Annotated in this window: 17 protein-coding genes; 5 read left to right on the forward strand and 12 right to left on the reverse strand. The window is 27.4% G+C overall.

Annotation, left to right across the window (positions count from 1 at the left end; genetic code table 11):
• Window positions 1-218: 218 nt before the first annotated feature.
• From glgP to Q1X91_RS07860, 3 genes are all read left to right on the forward strand, one after another.
• Window positions 219-2,780, forward strand: coding sequence for an alpha-glucan family phosphorylase (gene glgP, locus Q1X91_RS07850; protein ID WP_300755488.1), 2,562 nt, complete (start codon window positions 219-221; stop codon window positions 2,778-2,780).
• A gap of 352 nt (window positions 2,781-3,132) precedes the next feature.
• Window positions 3,133-3,831 carry a DUF554 domain-containing protein gene (locus tag Q1X91_RS07855; RefSeq protein ID WP_300755490.1) on the forward strand — a complete coding sequence of 233 codons (699 nt, stop codon included), beginning with the start codon at window positions 3,133-3,135 and terminating at the stop codon, window positions 3,829-3,831.
• Window positions 3,832-3,944: 113 nt separating this feature from the next.
• Entirely contained in the window at window positions 3,945-5,063 is a 1,119-nt protein-coding gene (locus tag Q1X91_RS07860; protein ID WP_300755493.1) for a hypothetical protein, read from the forward strand.
• A gap of 77 nt (window positions 5,064-5,140) precedes the next feature.
• Here the strand turns inward: Q1X91_RS07860 and Q1X91_RS07865 are convergent, their stop codons facing one another.
• Window positions 5,141-6,802, reverse strand: a complete 1,662-nt coding sequence (locus Q1X91_RS07865) for a methyl-accepting chemotaxis protein (RefSeq protein WP_300755496.1) — start codon at window positions 6,800-6,802, stop codon at window positions 5,141-5,143.
• A 237-nt stretch (window positions 6,803-7,039) separates the two neighbouring features.
• Here Q1X91_RS07865 and Q1X91_RS07870 point away from each other — a divergent pair, with 237 nt between their 5' ends.
• Window positions 7,040-8,218: a DUF815 domain-containing protein gene (locus Q1X91_RS07870; protein WP_300755499.1), complete on the forward strand. Its 1,179-nt coding sequence runs from the start codon at window positions 7,040-7,042 to the stop codon at window positions 8,216-8,218.
• Between the two features lie 4 nt (window positions 8,219-8,222).
• Here the strand turns inward: Q1X91_RS07870 and Q1X91_RS07875 are convergent, their stop codons facing one another.
• The 9 genes from Q1X91_RS07875 to Q1X91_RS07915 all read right to left on the reverse strand — a co-directional run bounded on the left by Q1X91_RS07875 (window position 8,223) and on the right by Q1X91_RS07915 (window position 20,871).
• Entirely contained in the window at window positions 8,223-9,857 is a 1,635-nt protein-coding gene (locus Q1X91_RS07875; RefSeq protein ID WP_300755501.1) for a hypothetical protein, read from the reverse strand.
• A gap of 15 nt (window positions 9,858-9,872) precedes the next feature.
• The gene (locus Q1X91_RS07880; RefSeq protein WP_300755504.1) at window positions 9,873-11,447 is read right to left on the reverse strand and encodes a hypothetical protein; all 1,575 of its coding nucleotides are present in this window, start codon (window positions 11,445-11,447) and stop codon (window positions 9,873-9,875) included.
• Between the two features lie 14 nt (window positions 11,448-11,461).
• A complete protein-coding gene (locus tag Q1X91_RS07885; RefSeq protein WP_300755507.1) occupies window positions 11,462-13,081 on the reverse strand; it encodes a hypothetical protein in 1,620 nt (539 codons plus the stop codon).
• A gap of 18 nt (window positions 13,082-13,099) precedes the next feature.
• Window positions 13,100-14,062 (reverse strand): ABC transporter ATP-binding protein, encoded by a 963-nt coding sequence (locus Q1X91_RS07890; RefSeq protein WP_300755509.1) that lies wholly within the window; start codon window positions 14,060-14,062, stop codon window positions 13,100-13,102.
• A 35-nt stretch (window positions 14,063-14,097) separates the two neighbouring features.
• Window positions 14,098-15,075 carry an ABC transporter ATP-binding protein gene (locus Q1X91_RS07895; protein WP_300755512.1) on the reverse strand — a complete coding sequence of 326 codons (978 nt, stop codon included), beginning with the start codon at window positions 15,073-15,075 and terminating at the stop codon, window positions 14,098-14,100.
• 24 nt (window positions 15,076-15,099) lie between these two features.
• Window positions 15,100-16,083: an ABC transporter permease gene (locus Q1X91_RS07900; protein ID WP_013113283.1), complete on the reverse strand. Its 984-nt coding sequence runs from the start codon at window positions 16,081-16,083 to the stop codon at window positions 15,100-15,102.
• Window positions 16,084-16,099: 16 nt separating this feature from the next.
• Window positions 16,100-17,020, reverse strand: coding sequence for an ABC transporter permease (locus Q1X91_RS07905; RefSeq protein WP_020003463.1), 921 nt, complete (start codon window positions 17,018-17,020; stop codon window positions 16,100-16,102).
• Between the two features lie 805 nt (window positions 17,021-17,825).
• Window positions 17,826-18,782: a tetratricopeptide repeat protein gene (locus Q1X91_RS07910; RefSeq protein WP_300755519.1), complete on the reverse strand. Its 957-nt coding sequence runs from the start codon at window positions 18,780-18,782 to the stop codon at window positions 17,826-17,828.
• Window positions 18,783-18,819: 37 nt separating this feature from the next.
• Window positions 18,820-20,871: a tetratricopeptide repeat protein gene (locus Q1X91_RS07915; RefSeq protein ID WP_300755522.1), complete on the reverse strand. Its 2,052-nt coding sequence runs from the start codon at window positions 20,869-20,871 to the stop codon at window positions 18,820-18,822.
• A gap of 627 nt (window positions 20,872-21,498) precedes the next feature.
• Between Q1X91_RS07915 and Q1X91_RS07920 the strand changes: the two genes are divergently transcribed.
• On the forward strand, window positions 21,499-22,512 hold the full coding sequence (locus Q1X91_RS07920) for an alpha-hydroxy-acid oxidizing protein (RefSeq protein WP_300755524.1): 1,014 nt from the start codon (window positions 21,499-21,501) through the stop codon (window positions 22,510-22,512).
• A gap of 87 nt (window positions 22,513-22,599) precedes the next feature.
• Here the strand turns inward: Q1X91_RS07920 and Q1X91_RS07925 are convergent, their stop codons facing one another.
• Window positions 22,600-23,241, reverse strand: a complete 642-nt coding sequence (locus Q1X91_RS07925; RefSeq protein ID WP_300755527.1) for an ankyrin repeat domain-containing protein — start codon at window positions 23,239-23,241, stop codon at window positions 22,600-22,602.
• Window positions 23,242-23,393: 152 nt separating this feature from the next.
• Window positions 23,394-24,014 (reverse strand): class I SAM-dependent methyltransferase, encoded by a 621-nt coding sequence (locus tag Q1X91_RS07930; protein ID WP_300755530.1) that lies wholly within the window; start codon window positions 24,012-24,014, stop codon window positions 23,394-23,396.
• Window positions 24,015-24,194 lie beyond the last annotated feature (180 nt).

Below are 24,194 nucleotides of genomic sequence, written 5' to 3' on the forward strand. Positions count from 1 at the left end.
CATAGGTATTCCTTTTTGTTTGTTGTGATAATTTAAATTATAAGGAATACCTCCTTTTTTTAAACTAAAACTGTGCAATATCTATGGCTCTTAAACAAGATATACAATTAATACATTAAAATAAATAATTATAAATTAAATAAATTCATTGATTTTATTGTAAAATATTATAGAATAAGCAGAAATATATCTAAAATAATTTTTTAAGGCGGTATGTTATGAAATTAAATAAATATATGGTTTCACCATCAGTACCAAAAGAATTGGAGCCACTTATAGAAATTACTAAAAACTTTTGGTGGTGCTGGAATCAAAAAGCAGTAACTTTATTAAGAACAATAGATATTGATAATTGGGATAAAAGAGATCATAATCCAATAAGAGTACTTGGAGAATCCTTACAGGAACGCTTTGATGCTATGCTTCAGGACGATGCTGCTATGATGAGTTTAGCAGAAGTTTATGATGAGTTTAAAACTTACATGAAGCAGGAAACTTGGTATGACAGTTTAGGCGAAGACCAAAAAACACATAATGAAAAGATAGCTTATTTTTCTTTTGAATATGGTTTACATGAATCTTTACCAAACTATTCAGGAGGTCTTGGTATATTATCAGGCGATCACTTAAAATCTGCAAGTGATTTGGGACTTCCTTTAGTGGCTATGGGACTTTTATATAGAAAAGGTTATTTCAGACAATATTTAAATGCTGACGGCTGGCAGCAGGAATATGATATAGAAAATGATTTCTTTAACTTAGCTTTAGAAAAAGTTTTAGATAAAAACGGCGAAACTATGAAAGTAGATGTAGATTTACCAGGAAGAAAAGTTTATGCTCAAATATGGAAAGCAAATGTAGGAAGAATAGAACTTTACTATTTAGATGCCAATATAGAAGAAAACAGTATTGAAGACAGAGACATTACAGCTCAGCTTTATGGCGGAAACTTAGAAACTAGAATACAGCAGGAAATACTTCTTGGTATAGGCGGTGTTAAGGCTTTAGATAAATTGGGTATTAAGCCTACAATATATCATATGAATGAAGGACACAGTGCTTTTCTTTCTTTAGAGAGAATAAGACAATTAATGGAAAATAAAAATTTAGATAAAAATACAGCAAGAGAAGTTGTATACAGTTCAAATATATTTACAACTCATACACCAGTGCCTGCAGGTAATGATATATTCCCTATAGATATGGTTCAAAAATATTTCTATGATTATGTAAAACATATAGATATGAGTATGGACGAGTTTATAAGACTTGGAAGAATAAATCCGGACGATCAAAAAGAAAGTTTTTGTATGACTGTTCTTGCTCTTAATTTATCGGCTGAAAACAACGGAGTAAGTGAGCTTCATGGACATGTATCAAGAAATATGTGGAAAGATATATGGAGAGGTGTTCCAGTTAATGAACTTCCTATAGACTCTATTACTAATGGTATTCACACTTTAAGCTGGATATCTTTCGATATGCAGAACTTACTTGACAGATATTTAGGTCCTCGCTGGAGAACTAAACCTCTTGAATATGAAATTTGGGAAAGAGTTCAGAAAATACCTGATGCAGAACTTTGGAGAACTCATGAGAGAAGAAAAGAAAGACTTATTGACTTCTGCCGTGAAAGATTAAAAGCTCAAATTACAAACAGAGGATTCACAAAAAAAGAAATAGAACATGCTGAACAAATACTTTCTCCAGAAGCTTTAACAATAGGCTTTGCAAGAAGATTTGCTACATATAAAAGAGGTACTTTGCTATTTAAAGATTTGGAAAGATTAAAAAATATTATCAATAATTCTGAAAGACCAGTACAGATAATATTTGCAGGTAAAGCTCACCCACATGATAATGGCGGTAAGGAATTAATAAGAAATATTGCTGAGATTTGCAGAAGAGAAGATTTCAGAGATCATATAGTATTTATAGAAGACTATGATATTAATGTAGCCAGATACATGGTTCAAGGTGTAGATGTATGGCTTAATAATCCTAGAAGACCTTTAGAGGCAAGCGGTACAAGCGGTATGAAAGTTCCGCCAAACGGAGGATTAAACTTCAGCGTATTAGATGGCTGGTGGGACGAGGCTTATGACGGACAAAACGGATGGGCTATTGGAAACAGAGAAGAATATACTGATTTAGAATATCAAGATGAGGTTGAAAGTAAGGCTCTTTATAATGTACTAGAAAATGAAATTATACCTCTATTCTATGAAAGAGGAAGAGATGGCATACCTAGACAATGGGTTGCTGCTATGAAATGGAGTATGCAGACTGTTTGTCCAGTATTTTCTACTAACAGAATGGTTGCTGATTACTTCCGTAAATTCTATAATAATGCAAGCAAAAGATATTTTAATATGACTGAAAATGAATTTGCTAAAGCGAAAGAGTTAAAATCTTGGAAACAAGGCATATTCTCTAAATGGTCTAAAGTATCATTTGAAAATACTATATCTGAGATGCCTTCAAGAAACTTAAAAGTAGGAAGTAAGTTTGAAGTAAAAACTATAGTTAATTTAGGAGATATAGCTCCTGATTCTGTGAGAGTAGAACTTTACTATGGTAAATTAAGTATGAAAGAAGATATATTAGATCCTGTTACAGTTGAGATGAAACATTCTGCTGATTTAGGAAACGGCAGACATTCATTCTCTGGAACTTTGGAATGCATAAATAGCGGTCAAAGCGGTTATGCTATAAGAATGTATCCATATCATAAAGATTTGAGCTACAAATTTGATATGAAGTTAATCATATGGGGTTAATACTTAAAGGGTAACTTATATAAAAAGGGCTTAGACTTAAAAGTTTAAGCCCTTCTTATTATCAATAATTAATAAAATACAATAGACTTATTTCAAAACCAATTTGTTAATATTTATAGTTTTTTTAATTTAATATTTTTTTAATTATAGTTGGGGCTTTACCTCACAATATATACCCGCTTCTTTTGCTAACACAGCCAAACTACGGTGAGAAGCAAAAAGACTGCATATTTATAGTTTATAAAACATGTAAAGCATTATTTTTATAATTGATAAATTATTAAATTTTTATATAATCTTGTCATATAGTTTTGAAACAAGTCCAATAAATAAAAATGTTGGGAAATATGTTATGATAGCTGTTTTTGTAAATATGATGGCCGTTTTAATAGGCTCTCTTGTAGGACTTATATTTAAAAATAAACTCTCAAAAAAATATGAATCTCCTGTATTTATAGCTGCAGGTATAATATCGCTTACTATAGGGATAAGTATGGCAATAACTACAAAGCATATATTAATATTTGCCATATCAATAATGCTTGGAGGAATTACTGGTACATTTTTAAAAATAGAAGAAAAAATTGAGCATTTCGGAGAGTTTTTAAAAAATAAATTTACACTTAAAGAAAATTCAGGTAATTTCGCTTTGGGATTTTTAACTTCATCAATACTTTTCTGCTCTGGTTCTATGTCTATATTGGGATCATTTCAGGCAGGCACGCAGGGAGTATATGACTTGATATTTACAAAAAGTGTTATAGACGGATTTGTTGCTATATTTATGTCTACCGTTTATGGAGTAGGAGTAACATTTTCTGTCATAAGTATTTTAATTTATCAAGGTACTTTAACTATACTTTCATCATTTTTAGAGCCTTATGTATCTGAAACTATGCTGATAGAAGTTTCGGCTGTAGGAGGAGCTACAGTTATGATGATTGGAATAAATTTATTAAAAATGGCTAAAATAAAAACTGGTGATTTTCTTCCAGCTTTAATTTTTGCTGTGTTACTAGTATTGCTTATACCATATATAAATTTTTTATAAAATCATTAAATCTATAAAAATTAATGATTTATATTTTTACTATTAATTAAATTTTGACAGAATAAAAATTTTTAAGTATAATAAATATAATTATATGTTAGGAGATTGTATTTATGGAAAGTATAGAATATATAGAGTATGCAAAGAAAAAAGCTAATATTGATGAAGTTATAAATAAAAAGCTAATATCTCAAAATGATAGTTTCTTAAAATTAAAAGAATATATAAAAGATAATGAAGAAAAAGAATTAGAGATATGCAGAGAAATATCTAAAGAGTTTAATAATATGGATATATTAAAATCATATTATGCTGCAAACTTTGTAGGACATGCCATATTCCACACAGAAATTGCTGATGAAGAAATGGGTAAAAACATTATTAGTTTATTCTCTAAAAATATAGAACAGGCATGCCAATTTATTGATAATGTATCTCAGCTTTATAATGTAGATGAAGATGAAATTACTGAAGAAGATATTGCAAATGTTAATATTGAAGTTATGTACAAAACTGATTATAAATCATTAGAGGCATTTATAGGAATAGATATGATGATTGCTCCTCTTATGACTGTACTTTGTTCAAATCAGAATCTAAGAAAATATTTTATATCTTTAGATTTAATGGATCATATAGAATATTTAGAAACTTATATTCAATCATTATCATATATTCATGTTGCTGCGGAAGCATGCAGTAAAACAAAAATCTTAGTATTAGCTCCAAAAACTCAAAGAGGTTTTTTTATAGAAGCCTCCGATATGAGTAACGCATACTATCTTATAACATTATTAGAAAGTGAATTATACAAAAAAGAACTATTAAAAAGATACGGAATTGATAATTATGAGTTTGATGAAAATGTCTATAATATAGCATCAGGTACTTCTTATGCTAAAGAACTGACAGAATCTCAGGCACATATGCAATACTATACTATATACGCCATGCAGAAAGACGGCAGCTATAAAATAGAAGATGAAAACGGAGAGCTTGATTTAAATACTATGCTATATGGGGATATGTCGCCTGAAGAGATACCTGATATAGATGGAATGCATATAATTATTATGGACAGTGACGGAATGTGGAAAAAACCAATAAAATGGAATATGAGTTATTTTTCAAAACCGCATCAGAAATTAACCCCTTATGTTAAAATATTAGATGAAATATCTGATGAAGAATATAATAACTGGATAGAAAAAATAAAAAATTATAATATATAAAAAATAATACAAAAAAAATAATAGCTATATAAAAAATTATATAGCTATTATTTTTGTATAAATCTATTTTATCAATATCAAACTTTAAAGAAATGCATCAAATCAACAAGTTCTTTAGCCTGTCCCATTAAAGCCTCAGAAGAAGCTGTAGCCTGTTCTACCAAAGTAGCATTCTGCTGAGTAGACTGATCCATTTGTGAAACAGCCATATTTACCTGATCTACACCAGCCTGCTGTTCTACTGCCATAGCACTGATGTCTTGCATAATTTTAGAAGTATCTTCAATTTTCTGTTCTATATCCATAAATATTTCTTTAGATTTTCTAGCTGTTTCAGTAGCTATTCTAATTTTATCATTAGAATCAGCAATTAAAGAAGTAATATCTTTAACAGAAGACTGACTTGTTTGAGCTAAGTTTCTTACTTCACTTGCTACTACAGCAAAACCCTTACCCTGTTCACCCGCACGTGCAGCCTCTACAGCAGCATTAAGGGCTAATATATTAGTTTGAAAAGCTATATTTTCTATTATTTTAGTTATATCTGTAATTTTATTACTTGCCTCAAAAACAAGTTCTATATTATTAGTTGTAGCTTCAATTATTTCTCCAGCCTCCTGAACTGATTTTTCAGAATCCTGCATCATCTGATTACCTCTTAAAGAATTATCAGCAGATGATTTTATTGTAGAGGCAATTTGTTCCATAGATGAAGCTGTCTCTTCCAAATGTGAAGCCTGAGTTTCTGTTCTGCTTGATAAATCAGTATTACCCTGAGCTATTTCTGTAGCTGCCTCTGAAATTTCCCTTGAGCTTTCTAAAACTCTTGTAATAATTTCTCTTAAATGTGATATCATATTATCAAAACTTCTAAGTAATGAATCAAATTCACTATTGCCTTTATATTTGCTTGAATCTATTTTTACAGTTAAATTACCCTGAGATATTTCTGAAGCCAAGCTAACACATAATCTCAAATTCTTTCCTACTTTCCTTCCCAATGAAGCTAAGAAAATTACAACAGAAAATCCTACTATAAATAAAAATATGAAAAATAATATAGTATCTTTTTTAACTTCTCTTGCAGCATTTTGAAGATTCAAATTGTTATCAGAATCAAGTTTATCAAAAAACTGATTGATAGGTGTCATTATTTGAGAAACACTTTGCTCATATGATTTACCATTAACAAGCTCTATAGCTTCTAATTGTCTTGCTTTATATTCATCAGGTATAGTTCCATCTGGATTTCTAGGGATATTTTTTATTATTTCCATAGCCTGAACTTCTAATTTTACTAATTCTTCTGAACGGCTTTTTGACAAAGTTAAATAATCAAACATTTCTTTAGAAAAATTCAAATCTTTCATCACATTTGAATATGATTTAGTTTCTCCGTCATAAGAAGGCCTTTGACCGCTGCCTAAATAAATAGACCAATATATACCTCTGTCATAATTTATTGGAGTTGGTTTTGTACCGCCTGATATAGCTATACAGTCATTATATGCCTGTTCATATTTGGCATCTCCTGTAGCTACATAACTTCTTACAAATTGAGTTAAAAATGCTGAATTTTGCTGGTACTGCCTTGCTATAGCTGATGATTTTATAGTGTGCTGATAAATACGGCTGTATTCTGTTACACTTCTAACTATCCTAATCTGAAGATATATCAACAATAGAGTCATAACAAAAGTATATACGCCAAACATAATAAATAGAGTCCTTATCTTCATAATAAAATATCTCCAGTAAAGTTTTTATTTTTTATAATGATTTCGGAATTACATAACTATTTATTTAAAATAAATTAAGTATTTTCCTATATAAATTATACATTATATATTAAATATAACAAAAAAATTACATTTTATACATGAAATTAAAAAAAAATTACATAAAAAGTGCTTGAATATTATTTATAATAAACTTAAAATGTATTACTATAAAAAATAATTACGGAATGATGATAAATGAATAACAAAATAACACAAATTAGAATCGGTTTCTCTAATATAGTAATATTTAGAAATATTATCAAAACAAAAGTTATAAAAAAATTATTAAAATTTTTAGAAATTTACAATGATAATGACAAAATAAAAGTAGCAGACTATTATTCAGACTTTTTATATGAACTTTTCAAATATAATGATACAATAGGCGATTATATATTAGAACAAATATTTCAGGACGATAATATTTATATAAATAAATACATAAGAAATGAAAATATAAATGAGTCCTTAAAAAATACGCTAAAAAATGAACTTAATTTTTTTGAATTATTATCATCATTTGATTTTAATATCTTATTCTCAAAAGAATACTCAGTATCAAAGCTAGAAAATAAGAAAATTGATTTCTATAATATATATACAAATCATATAAATGATATAAATAAAAAAGGATATGGAATATTTTATAATAATAACATGTTCACGCTTGACAGCAAAAAAAATATAATACCTGCAAAGCATCAGGATATGCAGAATATTAAACAACTATACGGATATGAAAGAGAAAGAAGTAAAGTTATAGCAAATACAAAAAGCCTATTAGAAGGAAAAAGAGCTAATAATATACTTCTTTACGGAGATGCTGGAACTGGCAAGAGCAGTACTATAAAGGCAATAGCTAATATGTTCAAAGATGACGGCTTAAGACTTATAGAAGTTAAAAAAAGTCAGTTATCATTTATTACTGATATAATAGAAATGCTAAGCGTAAGTCCTCTTAAATTTATAATATTTATAGATGATCTAACTTTCTCTTCAAATGATGATACTTTTTCATATTTAAAAGCTGTACTTGAAGGCGGGGTAAACTCCTTTCCAAATAATGTAGTAGTTTATGTTACTTCCAATTACAGACATTTAATAAAAGAGAATTTTAATGACAGACAAGGCGATGATATACATATAGAAGATACTATTCAGCAGATAATGAGTTTAACTAACCGTTTTGGTATAATTATCACTTTCCAAAGACCAGACAAAGATTTATTTGTAGATATAGTTCTTTCTTATGCAAAAGAAAATAATATAAATATGGATAAAGAAGAACTTATAAAACAAGCAGAAAGCTATGCTATAAGAAGTGCTGGAAGAAGCCCAAGAGCAGCAAGACAATTTATAGAAACTTTATTGTAATTTATTATTTTATATCTTTTCTATACAAACTAAACAATTCATTTGTATAAATTAATACAGAATTACTATCAAATAAAAATTGCTCGCTATTATCATCAAAATTCGGCTTATTTGGCGTACTATACCAATAATACAATGATAAATTATGATGCGGTATTATTTTTATATTACTATCATCTTTGGCATATAATGATGAATTTGTATTTTCTGTTATTAAATATTCTATATTATAATTTTGATTAGTATAAGTATTTTCTTTTTTAGTTAAAAATAAATTCATAGCATAGTTAAAAATATTTCTTGAATATAGAGTAAAAGGCTCTCCATCAGCATCTTTAGCCATGTTTTTTACAATATCATAAGTAAGCCTTTGTTTTTTTCCTATCAAAGAAAAATAGTCATTTTGTTTATAATAATGCCAAGGAACAGCCAATATATGTATAAACATAAATATTATTAACAAATTAAATAATTTAGTTTTTTGATAATATAAATAATTTGTAAATAACAAAATAGTAAAGAAAGATAATGCAAACATAGAAAAATGATAAACATATCCGCCTCCTTTACCTTTTAAAATCATAGGACAAAGTATAGCAACAGGTATATACAAAAAATAAAAGAATAATACTTCTTTTAATACAGTATCATTTTTAAATCTTTGCCCTTTAAATAAATCCTTCTTACATAAAAACATAATAGAATATACAAAAGAAGCAATTACTATAACATGAGAAATTATTATTGTAATTATTACTATAGGACTAAATATACCCCAATAAGTTAATGCCGTTTTCACATCAAATTTATTTAATGTAAAAGTAGGAAATATTATCTGTGCATATATTTGAGGGAAGCGTTTATAAAATGGTACAGTATAGCCTTTTGATAAATTAATCATCTTCAAAGAATTATTAAATCCATTTTGAATCTCAACTATTAAATACGGTAAATACAATAAAAATGATATGAATACTCCTAAAGCTAAATATTTAAAATATTTTTTAGAATAATCCCTTTTAATGATTAAATAAACCAAAAGTGTAGGAACTATACCATAATATACAGCAAAATGAAATTGTCCCATAATAGCTAAAACAGGAAACAAAAGTGCTGCAAAAACTTTTGAATATTTTTCATCTCTCAAATACTCTGTAAAAAACATACAAAACAAAAATGAAAACATTGCTACGGGATTAGGATTAGTAAAAGAAGTAGCAGCCTCAAATAGAATGCAGTTAACTGCAATAAATGATGTCATAACAGCAGCAGAAACTATTCCAAATCTAAAATAAATCCAAATTAAAAATATAAATAAAATTAATAAATACAAACTAACATCAATAATTCTAGCAGTATAATAATTTTCTCCTCCTAAATTAAATAATAATAAAAATCTTGAATAAAATCCGGCTCCAGGAACTCTGGCTATATCATCAACTAAAAGTCCGCTTGTAACTAGTCTTGCTCCAGTATGCGGAATTTGTTTATTATCATGAGCTGTTTTCATCTCATAAAAATGCTGTTCATTATCATTAGATAAAAAAGAATTTCTCTGAAAATAAAAATTTGATATTACACTTATAATAATAGATAATACAATTAATGATAATAAAATAATTTTAATTTTCTTTTCCATTTAGTAATATCCTTTTTATTTATTATAAAATTTGTATATAGTAAAACCTTTTGTATTAGTAACAATATCAGCATTATTATCAATAATATATTTCATATCATTTGCATTTCTATTTGAATCCCAATTTTTCTCAACAATATTATCTTTAATTATATATGTTACTTTTGCATCGTCTGAATATTTAAGTCTGTTATTAGGAAAATAAGTATCAAAAATATCTTTATGCTGTCCTCTAAGTATGCCTGAAAAAGAATCATAAATTTTTATATTTTCACCATTTGAATCATTTTCAATAATATCAAGCAAAGCAGCAAAACTTTTATAATTTCTAGGTTCTTCAAATAATTTCCAATATCTAATCAATTCTCCAGACATAGCAAATAAATTTAATAACAATAAAATAGCTGTTATATTAAAATATTTTCTGCTATTTTTTAATCTATTTTCATTTTGTACAAAAAATAATAAAATAGGTGTAAATGAAATAGAATAAGCAGAATATAAATAATGAAATGTTCCTGATTTTGATCTAAATACTATAAAACTAATAATTGTAACTGGAATAAATAAAAACAATATAAAAATTAATTCTTTTAATATTTCTTCTTTATCATTAGAAATATTTTTTCTTTTTAATAAAAAAACAAAAGATCGTATAAAAGCAAAAGCTGAAAAAATAATGCTTACAGCTAAAAAAATTAATCCATAAAAATATACAGGTTTAGTAAACCAATAATAAATAATAGATCCTATTCTAGTACCGAATAAAGCAGATAATTCATTTGTAGGAAATAATATTAAAGCATAAACTTGAGGAAAAGGTATAGATGAAAGTTCCCCCCTCATATTCATAGCATATTGAACATTTAAAAAACCTGTTTTTATTTCATGTAAAAGGTATGGTAAGTACAATAGAAAAGATATAAAAACTCCTAAAGCCCAGAATAATATATATTTTTTAGTTCTTTTAAATCTAATTATTAAATAAACTATCAGTGTAGGAATCATAGAAAAAAAAACAACCATATGCCCCTGAGCCATTAATGCAAGTATTGGAAATATCATAACAGAGGATATTTTTATGATTCTTTCATTATTATTTTTATTTAAATATTCATATAAGAAAATAAATAACGGCAAGCTAAACATTAAAGTAACATTAGGATTCCAAAAATCAGTCATAGCCATTATTAAATATCCATTAATCATTATAATAGGACTCATAAGAGAAGCTATAAAAAGTCCGAACCTTTTATAAATCCAAAACATAAATATAAATAATATTATCAAATTAAAAATTAGATTAATAATTTTGGCATTAAATAAATTTTCATTACCAATACTATAGAATAAAGTATATAGTATATAGTAAAATCCTCCTGGAACTTTTGGACTGGTTTCAGCATCTGTACTTACAAATCTAGCCCCCATTGTTGGAAACTCTTTATTTCCATAATATTTTTTCATATCATAAAAATGAGATTCCTGATCCTTACCTATATATCTTTTATCTATAGCATAAAATGAAATTGAAACACAAAAAACTAATGATAAAATTATTAGCAAAAATAAAAAATTTCTTAATTGCATTATTATATCCTAAATTATATTCCATCAAAAGGTTTATCACTATTATATTTATATACTAATAAAGCACTATTACTATATAACAGTTTAGAATTATTATTAAAATATAGCATATAATTAGATATTACATCATTATTTTTTGATAAACCTACAACTCTATCAAATACAAAATATATATTAGTTGAATTATCATTTTGTTTCCATACATTATTGGTAAAAAAAGTAACAGCTATATCCCTATACATATTATTATGAGCATAAATACTTATTACATTGGCATCTGAATTTATAGAATCTTCATAAATAGTTTTTATAACATTTTCCATAGCATATATATTTCTAGGTTCTTCATAATATTTTATATATACAGTATTTTGAAAATAAAGTACAATTAAATTAATAAAAAGTAAAAAATTAATTATATAAAAAATATTTTTATTTGATTTTAATTTAGCCTCATATTGAACAAAAAATAATATTATAGGCAAATATGATATAGCAAACATAGAATATAAATAATGTATAGCACCTGATTTGGAACGTGATAAAATATTAATGATTATTGTAATGGGTATAAATAGTAAAAATATAAAAAACATATCAATAATAATTTTTTCATTATTTGATCCAGCTTTGTAATTCTTATTAAAGAAAAAATATAATATTCTAACAAAACAAAAAATAGAAAAAATTAAACTCAAAAATAGAAAAGATACCCCTAATATTGTAAAAGGATATTTACTCCAATAACTAATAATTGCATTTATACCGCTGCCATAAGACATAGATATTTCATTAGTAGGATATAATAATAATGCATATATTTGCGGAAATGGAAAAGAAGAAAATGAATCTCTGACAGACATTGCCATTTTTAAATTTATAAAATTATTTTGTATTTCTGATATCAAATATGGTAAATATAATAAAAAGGATATCAATACTCCTATTAACCAATAAAATATATATTTTAATGTTCTTTTATATTTTATTATAAGATAAACTATTATAGTAGGTATCATAGAAAAAAAAGTAAAAAAATGCCCTTGAGCCATAATAGCAAGAATTGGAAAAATAAAAACAGCCGAAAATTTAACTATATTTTTTCTTTTACTTTCTTCTTCCGTATTATCAATATATTCAAATAATAATATAAATAATATAAAACTAAATATTAATGTTATGTGCTGATTTAAAAAATCAGTAATTACCAATACAATATATACATTACATAAAATTAAAGATGCGATAAATGAAGTGATCATAAGTCCGAAACGTCTATAAAACCAAAATAAAAATAAACATATTATTATTAAATTAAATATTAAATTAATAATCCTAGATATAAAATAATTTTCACCAGATAATTTATAAAATAAAGTATAAAATATATAATATGCCCCGCCAGGTACTCTTGGGATATTATCTGCATTATTAACTATTTCACTTGGTAAAAATCTAGCACCTGTAGCAGGTAATTTTCCGCTTTCATACCATTTCTTCATATCATAAAAATGCTGTGCTTGATCTGTTCTTAAAAATCTTCTAGGCATAATATAGCAATCTATAAATGCATTAGTAATTAAAGCTGATATTAATAAAACGATTGGAATTATGACATATTTCTTATCACTCATAAATAAACTCTAAATAAATTATACTAAATGACAGGCACAATAATGCCCGCTTTCTACTTCTCTAAACTCTGGTACTTTCTCAGCACAAACAGCCTCAGCCTTAGGACATCTTGTTCTAAACTTGCAGCCTGAAGGAGGATTGATTGGAGAAGGTATTTCACCGGAAAGTATTATACGTTTTTTTGTCTTTGCTATAGAAGGCTCTGATATAGGTATTGCAGAAATTAAAGACTGAGTATAAGGGTGTAAAGATTTTGTGTATAATGATTCACTGTCTGTAAGCTCTACAATATTGCCTAAATACATAACACCTATTCTTTTTGATATCTGACGCACCACTGCCAAATCATGAGCTATAAAAAGATAAGTAAGCCCCATATCCTGCTGCATATCATAAAGCATATTTATAATCTGTGCCTGTATTGATACATCTAATGCTGATACAGGCTCATCGCATACTATAAACTCTGGATTAACCGCTAAAGCTCTGGCTATACCTATACGCTGTCTCTGCCCGCCTGAAAACTCATGAGGATATCTCTGTGCCTGCTCTGCATTAAGCCCTACAAGTTTAAGAAGATTAATAATTTTTTCTCTTCTTTCATTTTTTGTAGAATAGAGTTTATGTACATCAAGAGCCTCCCCTATTATATCTTCAACTGTCATACGGGGATTAAGAGAGGCATAAGGGTCTTGGAAAATTATCTGCATCTTTTTAGCATAATTGCGGTAGTTGTCATTATTAACTTCTTCTCCGTCAAAAAATATCTTTCCGCTTGTAGGTTTATATAGATGAAGTAAAGTTCTTCCCAAAGTAGTTTTTCCGCTTCCAGACTCACCAACAAGCCCGAAAGTTTCACCTTTATTTATTGTAAAAGATACTCCGTCAACAGCCTTTACTGTTTGTATGCTTCTTCCAAAGAATCCGCCTTTTATCTTAAAATGTTGTTTCAAATCTTGTATTTCTATTAAAGGTTTCATAAGAACTCTCTTTTATTTACTATATTAATTAAAAATTATTTAGGCATTTGATGAAGCCAGCAGGCTGAAAAATGACCTTTCTCAAACTCTGTTATAGGAGGCTTATTATCAATACATACTTTCATACATTCTTCACATCTGGTACTGAAAGGACAGCCAGCCTTCATATTTAAAAGGTCAATAGGTGTTCCTTCTATAGGAATAAGCCTATCCTGCTTTATATCAATACGCGGAAGTGACTTCAAAAGCCCCAATGTATAAGGGTGTTTAGGACGCTCAAATATATCAAAAACAGTTCCTCTCTCTACTATACCGCCTCCGTACATTACTATAATATCATCTGCCATATCAGCCACAATACCAAAGTCATGCGTAATAAGTATAACAGCCATTTGTATTTTTTTCTGTATATCCTTTATAAGCTCCAGTATCTGTGCCTGTATAGTAACATCAAGTGCAGTTGTAGGCTCATCGGCTATAAGTATTTTAGGGTCTCCTGCCAAAGCCATAGCTATCATTATACGCTGACGCATACCGCCTGAAAGCTCATGAGGATATTGTTTTATTCTTCTTCTAGGCTCATTGATACCAACCAATGTAAGAAGTTCAACTATTCTCTCTATTGCATCAGTTTTGCTTATTTTCTGATGCGTAGTTAATGCTTCCATTAATTGATTACCTATAGTATATACTGGATTAAGACAAGTCATAGGGTCTTGAAATATCATAGATATTAAGTCGCCTCTAATTTTTTTCTTTTCATGTTCTGAAAGTTTGATTAAATCAGTACCCTCAAAAAGTATCTCTCCGTTAATAATTTTACCTGGCTCTTCTATAAGCCCCATAATCGAATAAGCTGAAACACTCTTGCCGCTTCCAGACTCCCCTACTATACCCAAAACTTTAGATTTATCCAAATTATAAGAAATATTATTAACAGCTTTAACCTCTCCAAGAGGCGTAAAGAAAGATACGCTTAAATTTTTAACTTCTAATAAATGATTATTCTCCATTGTATACCGCCTTTATAAACTTCCTTATCTGTTTTTCATTCTAGGGTCTAATGCATCCCTTAATCCATCACCTACCAAATTAAAGCAAAGTATTATAATACTTATTAAAGCAGCAGGAAAAAGAAGCTGATAAGGATAAGAATAAACACCGCTTACAGCATTAGAAGTAAGAGATCCTAGCGAAACCATAGGGGCACTAACGCCCAAACCTAAGAAACTTAAAAAAGCCTCAACGAATATAGCATTAGGTATTTGAACCATAGCAGATACTATTATAGCTCCCATAGCATTTGGTATTAAATGCTTAAAAATTATTCTGCTATGAGGAGTACCCAAAGCTCTGGCTGCAGTTACAAACTCCTGTCCCTTTAATGCCAAAATCTGACCTCTTGTCATTCTTGCCATATTAGTCCAATAAAGCAGAGATATAACTATAAATATACTAAAAAGTCCTGGTCCTAAAAGCCCTATTCCTCTTAATGATTCATTTTGCAAAAACAATTTATCCATAGGAGCTTTAAGTACTACTGATAATAATACAACTACCAAAAGTGTAGGAACAGCACTTATTATATCTACTATACGCATCATAATACTGTCAGTAAGACCTCCAAAATAACCTGATATAGAACCATAAACTATACCTATTATTACAACTAAAGTGGCTGATACTATACCTATTAAAAGAGAAATTCTAGCTCCTATCATACATCTTACAAGTAAATCTCTTCCCAAAGTATCAGTACCGAATGGATGTTCAAAAGTAGGAAGACTATTTTCTACTCCTCTGTTTATCTGAGCATATCCGTATTCTGAAACCATAGGTATAATAATAGAAAGAACTGCTATAATACCAATAACTATGATAGATACTAAAGCAACTCTGTTTTTCTTAAATCTTCTGTATGCATCCTGCCAATATGTTACACTCTCTCTTTTTACTTCAGCTGAAGCCTTTTCTTCATCAGTGGCTTTAACAAATAATGATTTATCCAAACTTTCTTCCATTGTAATCCCCTTATATTTAATCCTGTATTTTTATTCTAGGGTCTATAATACCATATGATAAGTCTACCAAGAAATTCATAGCTATTAAAAAAGCTCCGTAAAATATTGTAACACCTAATATTGTAGGATAATCTCTTTGAGTTATGCTTTCAACAAAATATCTTCCAAGTCCAGGTATATTAAATATTTTCTCCACTACGAATGAACCAGTCAAAATTGCAGCAGCTAGAGGTCCTATATAAGTAACTATTGGTATAATAGCATTTCTTAAAGCATGCTTAAATATTATTATGCTTCTTGATATACCTTTAGCCCTTGCTGTTTTTATATAGTCCTGATGTATAACATCAAGCATAGAACTTCTCATAAGTCTAGCCATAAAACTAAGAGAGCTAAAAGACAAAGCAAATCCCGGCATTATATACTGAGCAAAAGAATCAAATCCGTATGCTGGAAGAAGTTTAAGCTTTACAGAAAATACGATAATAGAAACCGTAGCAACTACAAAACTAGGCACTGCTATACCCAAGGTAGCTGCAACCATTACAGCTCTGTCTACAAATTTACCATGCCTCAATGCCGCAACTATTCCAAACAAAACCCCTATAGTAGTAGAAATAAACATGCTGAATATTCCAAGCCTAAATGACACTGGAAAAGCTCTTATAATAGTTCCAGAAACAGACTGTCCTATCTTTGTAAGTGAAGTACCTAAATCACCTCTTAAAGCATTTTTGAGATAATTACCATACTGTACTATTTTAGGTTTATCTAGTCCGTATTTTTTATTTAAGTTTTCAAGAGCAACCTTGCTTAGAGGTTTTTCTCCTACAAAAGGTCCGCCCGGTACTGTGTGCATCAAAAAGAATGTTATAGTTACTATAACAAAAAGGGTCAAAAGCGAAACTAATAATCTTCTAACAACATAAGAAAACATAAAAATACCTTCTTAAATTAGGATAATGCAAATAACTAAATTATTATTGACAGTATATTATCTGTTAAAATTAAAGTTTTGTCAAACTTTAAACTAAGTCAATTTTCAAACAAATTTATATAATAGCATTTTTTTAATCCCCACCCATTTATACTTTTTTGTCTATTTTTAAAAATTTAATCTTTTCATTAGTTTATTGTCTAATCTAAAAAAAGGACACCCACCCAAGCGTTTATTAAATTTAGGATATTATTTAACGCACGTTTAAGCAATTTTTTTTATATTATAAAAATTAGAATTACAAATCAATCTATATTTAATAATTTCGCTTAACGTGCGTTGTGAGTATTATAAATTTAAATAAATCTAGGGCGGGCGTTATTAGCAAAAGTTAAAGCTAAAAGGCTAAATAAGATAAAAATAACAGATTAAATGTATAAATATAAAAGGGCGGGGTATGTAATTAATGTCTTTATTTATTTTTATCAACTTTTTCCCGCCGCAAAAAGTTGCAAAAAGTGCAAATCTAAAAATAATTCTAAATAGTACTAATTATGTTTTATATGTAGAATAAATTACTAAATTTAGACTTAAATATAGTCTTTTTGGTTCTTTGTGCCACACCTGCCTACGGCACACAGAGTGAGGCGTACTTCGTATGGGTCACCACCGAGCAGGTGCCTTACCTACGGCACGCAAAGCGTTGGCAAAAGAAGCGGGGGATGTGGTGAGCAAAGCTCAAGATATTAAAATAAAAATATAAATTTATTTTGACAAAATATAGTTGTTTGGTTATATTACAGCCTCATTTCAAGCCATATTCATCTTTAAGATATTTTATATTTTCTTTAGCATATTCATTATTAGGATCTAATTTTAAAGCCTTTTTATAATCTTTTAAAGCCTCTTCATAAAGACCTAGATTTTCTTTAGAATAACCTCTATTATTATAGGCATCTGCATAATCAGGTTTTAATTTTATAGCCTTATCAAAATCTTCTATTGCTTCTTCATAAAGCTCTAAATTATATTTTGAATTACCTATGTTGTTGTAAATAACTGCATCATCATCTGCTATTTTTATAGCTTTATTAAAATCTTTTATTGCTTCTTTAAAAAGTCCGAGCTCATTTTCTAATACTCCTTTATTATTATAAGCATCAAATAAATTAGGGTCTATTGATAAAGCTTTGTCAAAATCTTTTATAGCTTCTTCTAAAAGTCCTAAATCGCTTTTAATAAGTCCTCTATTATAATAAGCATCTGTATAATCGGCTCTTAACTCTATAGCCTTATCATATTCTTCTATAGCTTCTTTTAAAAGTCCAAGTCTAGTTTTAGCAATACCTTTATTATAATAAGCATCTGCCATATTAGGGTTTAACTTTATAGCTTCATCATAATATTTTATAGCTTCTGCATATTCTCCATTAGCACTTTTATGAATACCTTTAGAATTATAATCATGATAATCAGTAAGATTGTTTAAATGATCAATATCAACTTTTTTTTGATTGTCAGCTATATTTGTAAAACTGCCTATAAAATATTTTTTATCTGACATTATTTTATTTAATTCTTCATTAAAAGTTTTTGCTCTGTCATTAAAATCATCAAAATCAGAGCAGCTTTCTGCATCAATATTATTTAAAAAATCATTAAATTCATCTACACATTTATTTAATTCCGTTTTGAAATTTTCTAATTTGTTTTTAGATTCTTTTACATGTTGTATAAATAAAAAATTAGTCATTGCTGCCATTTTTAACTCCTATAACTACAATTCATAATAATGAAATTTATAAAGAAATATTTTTATCTTTACAAAACTCAGCTGCTAAATCTATATCTGTAAATTCCTCTTTTATAATATCTTTAAATACCATAAGATAGAATTCATCTTCTAAAGCTAACTCATAAGATTTCTCCAAATCATCTAATGCTGACTTCTCTAAATCACTACAACATTTTTGTGATTGATTAATTTTTGATATAATTTTACCAAAAAATGATTTCTTCTCATCTTTTTTATTTTCTGAATTACTCTCTTTTGATAAGAGAAATTTGACCTTAGACCTTAAAATATACAAAAACCAATCATTATCATTTAACTCAATAGCTTTATCATAATTTTCTATACTTTCTCTATATTGATGTAAATAATCATAACAAGAAGCTCTTTCACTGTAATATTCTGGATTATTAGGATTATATTCTATAGCTTTGTCCAAATCTAAAATAGCTTCAGCATAATTTTTTAAATACTTTTTAGAAGAGCCTCTGCAATAATAGGCATTAAAATGATTAGGATTTTTATTTATCAGTATATCAAAATCTTTTATAGCTTCTTCATACTTTAATGCTCTATATTTAGTATATCCTCTTTCATAATAAACATCAAAATTATCAGGATAGTCTTTGATTATTTTATCATATATTTTCAAAGCCTCTTCATATCTGTTCATATTAGATAAACAAAAAGCAATATTATAATAAGATAAGCTATAATGAGGATTTATTTCTAATGATCTTTTATAATAGTTAATTGCTTCTTGATAATTTCCAAGATTATGCTCAATAAGCCCCAAATTAATATAAGCAGCTGAATATTGAGGATTTATCTCCAATGCCTTATTATAGTATTCAATAGCTTTTTCATAATCATGCATTTCATAATATGATAAACCAATATTATAATATGACATGTCCATAGAAGTATTTAACTCTAATGCCTTATTGAAATTTTTAATAGCTTCTTCATAATTTCTTTTATAATGATAAACCAAACCAATAGTGTTATATATTTCAGCATTATTATTATCTATACACAAAGCCTTATTCAAATAATATAAAGCATCATCATATAATTCTAATTCTATTTTTATCAAAGCAATTTCATTGTAAATACCAATATCATTACTATTTATTTCAAGTATTTTATTTAAACAAGATAAAGCTTCATCATAATCACCTAAAGCCCTTTTAATTAAAAATATTTTAAAATAAGCATCTGCACTATTAGGATAAATTTGAAGTGCTTTTTCTAAATAAGATAAAGCCTCATCATTCAAATTTAATTTATGCAAAGCAAAAGCAATATCATAATATGCATCAATAAAATTAGGATTTATTTCTAATGCTTTTTTTAAATATTCTAAAGATTCCTCCATATATCCTGCATCGATTTTTATATTTCCTATTCTGTCATAAATATAAATGTCATCAGGATACATTTCTATAATTTTATTTAAATATTCATTAGCTTCCTGCTCTAAACCTAAACTTAATTTTATAGAATAAATTTTTAAATATGTTTCAATATTATTAGGCTCTATTTCTAAAGCTTTATTTAAATAAGACAAAGCCTCATTATCTAAACCCATAGAATGTTTTAACAAAGCAATGTTATGGTAGGCGATAATGAGATTAGGATTTATCGCTATAGCCTTCTCATAATACTTTAAAGCTTCATCAAATTCATTTAGATTGTATTTACATAAACCAATAGTGTTATATGCAAAACTTGCTGTAGAATTTTTATCTAATTCTACAACTTTATTAAAATCTTCTATTGACTCTTTATAAAAAGCCATATAAAATTTAGCCAATCCCCTTTCATAATAGGAATTATAATCTCCAAGATCAATAGCTCTGTCAAAATCTTTTACAGCTTCTTCATACAAATTCAAATTTAATTTTGCTAATCCTCTGTTATGATAAAGATCATAAGAATCACCATTATAAAATATAACTTTATCAATATATTCAATAGATTTTTCATAATCTTTATTTTCAAATGCTTCCTTAGCTTTATTTAATAATTCTTCAATACTATTATTACTATTATTCATAATACAATTTCCTATAAAACTAATTTTTTATATAATTTTATTTAAGTCCATATTCTTTTTTAAGACTTTTCATATTTTCAATGCATATTCATTATTTGGATCTAATTCCATAGATTTTTTAAAAATCATAAATTACTTTTAAATAATACTCTATAGCTTCTTTATATTATACTAAATTATTTTGAACAATTCCATTAGTATTATATATCTTTATTAAAAATATAATTATATATTTCTATTATTCATATTTTAATTTATTAAATTACTATAATATAATAGCATTATATTAGACTTGTTTCAAAACTAAATTTATTTATTAATTGTGGGGACTAGCCCCCACACCCCCACTTCTTTTGGTGACCCAAAGAAGCAAAATGACTGCATCTTTATATACTAAAATAAGAAATTATACAACATATAAAACATTGTATTTTATGATTTAAGATTAAATAATTTTAAAGTTAATATTGTCAAGTATTGTCAAGTACTTTTGAAACAAGTCTATTATAAAAATAATTTAATACTATAAAAAATTGCTATTAATAAATTTGCTTGTTTTATTTTTTATATTTAGTATTATTACTATGAATTATTATCAGTTTAATTATTATTATCGGAGGAAATGTTATGACATATAAAGAAATTATAGAGAATGCTAAAGACTGTATGGGATTTTGTAAAGCATGTATTATATGTAATGGTAAAGTATGTAAAAATAGTATGCCCGGACCTGGTGCCAAAGGAATAGGAGATGTAGCTATTAGAAATTATGACAAATGGAGAGATATAAGGCTCAATATGGATACAATATGTTCTAATGAAGATATTGATACTTCTTTTGAACTATTCGGAAAAAAATTCAAATACCCTATATTTGCAGGTCCTGTAGGTGCTGTGCAGCTTCACTATGGCGATAAATATACAGAAGAAGAATATAATGATATATTAGTAAAATCATGTCATGAGGCTGGCATTGCTGCTTTTACAGGAGACGGAACTAATCCTAATGTAATGATTGCTGCTACTACTATGATAAAAAAACAAAACGGCATAGGAATACCTACTGTTAAGCCTTGGAATATCGATGTTATAAAAGAAAAAATGAAATTGGTTGCCGATTCAAATGCTTTTGCTGTTGCTATGGATGTTGATGCCGCTGGACTTCCTTTTTTAAAAAATCTTACTCCAAAGGCTGGAAGCAAAACAGTTGATGAATTAAGACAAATAAAAGAGATTGCTCAAAGACCATTCATAGTAAAAGGAATAATGACTGTAAAAGGAGCTAAAAAGGCTTTAGAGGCTGGTGCTGATGCTATAATAGTATCAAATCATGGAGGACGCGTACTTGATCAATGTCCTTCTACTGCTGAAGTATTGCCTGAAATTGCTGATGCGGTTAAAGGAAAAATAAAAATATTAGTAGACGGCGGAATAAGAAGCGGTGCTGATATATTAAAAGCTCTTGCTATTGGAGCTGACGGAGTTGTTATTGCCAGAACTTTTGTAATAGCAGCATACGGCGGAGGTGAAGAAGGAGTTAAATCATATGCTTCACAATTAGGTGCTGAACTTGAAGACGCTATGACTATGTGCGGTGTTCACAGCTTAAAAGAAATAACTAGAGAAATTGTAAGACTTTAATTTGCTTAATTTTTATTAATTTGATTTTTAAAACTCAATATAAAAAGCTATCAAAAAAAACTCTTTATATTGAGTTTATTTTTTGAATCAATAGTTTTCAAGCATTTTTATGATATTAGAATTTCCAGCATATAAAGCATAATCTAATGCAGTAAAGCCGGATATATCTTGTATAGTTGTATCAGCATTATGTTTTAATAATATATTTACTATTTCTTCATAACCTTTTTGAGAAGCTCTTATTAAAGCAGTACGCCCGTCATAACTTTTTAGATTTATATCAGCATTATGAGCTAATAGAATATTAACTATTTCTGTGTATCCATTTACAGAAGCCTCTATCAAAGCAGTACGGTCATTATCACATTTAATATTTACATCAGCATTATGAGCTAACAACATATTAACTATTTCAGTATGTCCTTTTGAAGAAGCAAGCATCAAAGCAGTTTGTCCGTCATAGTTTTGAATATTTACATCAGCATTATGAGCTAATAAAGTATTAACTATTTTTGTATATCCTTTTGATGAAGCTTCCATTAAAGCAGTGTATCCGTATTCATTATCTTTCATATTTATATCAGAATTCAATTTCAATAATATATTTACTATACTTTCATGTACTTTTTTTGAAGAAACAATTAATGCATAAGATGATGCTTCTTTATAAAAAGAACAGCTTACCAATATAAACAATAATGCTAATAAAATTAATAATAATTTTTTCATATAATACCTTTATTATTTTTATATCATCATAAAAAGTAAAAATCAATATAAAATTATTATATATATTTCATAATCTGAAAATAAAAAATTAATCAATAAATAATTATAAAGATATTAATAAACATCAATATGTTTTAAATTAATAAAGCATATCATTTTTTTCCTATAACAGAATATATAAATCCTTTTAATTGTTTTTTCTCTATTATTTCAAATCCATTTTTAATCATTCTTTTTGATATACCTTCTTTATTTTCTGTATGACAATCACCGCTTTTCATCAAAGGAAATAAAATATTATTATCTATCCAAGCAGCGATGCCTCCTACTCCTGTATCTGATAATATATAAATACCGCCTTTTTTAAGAATACGGTAAACCTCTTTCATAGCTTCATTTGGATAAGGATAATGATGAAAACTTTGTATACATGTTACTACATCAAAACTATTGTCATCAAATGGAAGTTTATCTGCACTGCCCAAAACAAATTCAGCATTTCTTATATTTTTAGATTTTGCCATTTTTAGCATTTCCTCTGATAAATCAAGTCCGTAAAATAATGTATTATCTTTATATTGAAGTAAATTTATTAAATATCCCGTTCCGCATCCTACATCTAAAAGTTTATTATAATCAATATTTTTTAAATATTCTGATACATAATTGCAGCTTATCTTTCCAAATTTTGAATAATATACTGTATCTTTTTCATCATAAATACTTGCTTGTTTATTAAAATGTTCTTTAGATAATTTTTCATAATCTTTCATAACAATTTCCTTATTTAACAATAATTTGTTAGACTATTATAACATTTAAAATAATAAAATCAATAAATATTACAATAAATAAGTGTTTAAGAGCCATAGATATTGCACAGTTTTAGTTTAAAAAAAGGAGGTATTCCTTATAATTTAAATTATCACAACAAACAAAAAGGAATAGCTATG

Origin of the sequence: uncultured Brachyspira sp. (assembly GCF_949287625.1) — a bacterium.
In the GTDB taxonomy this organism is placed as follows: Bacteria; Spirochaetota; Brachyspiria; order Brachyspirales; family Brachyspiraceae; genus Brachyspira.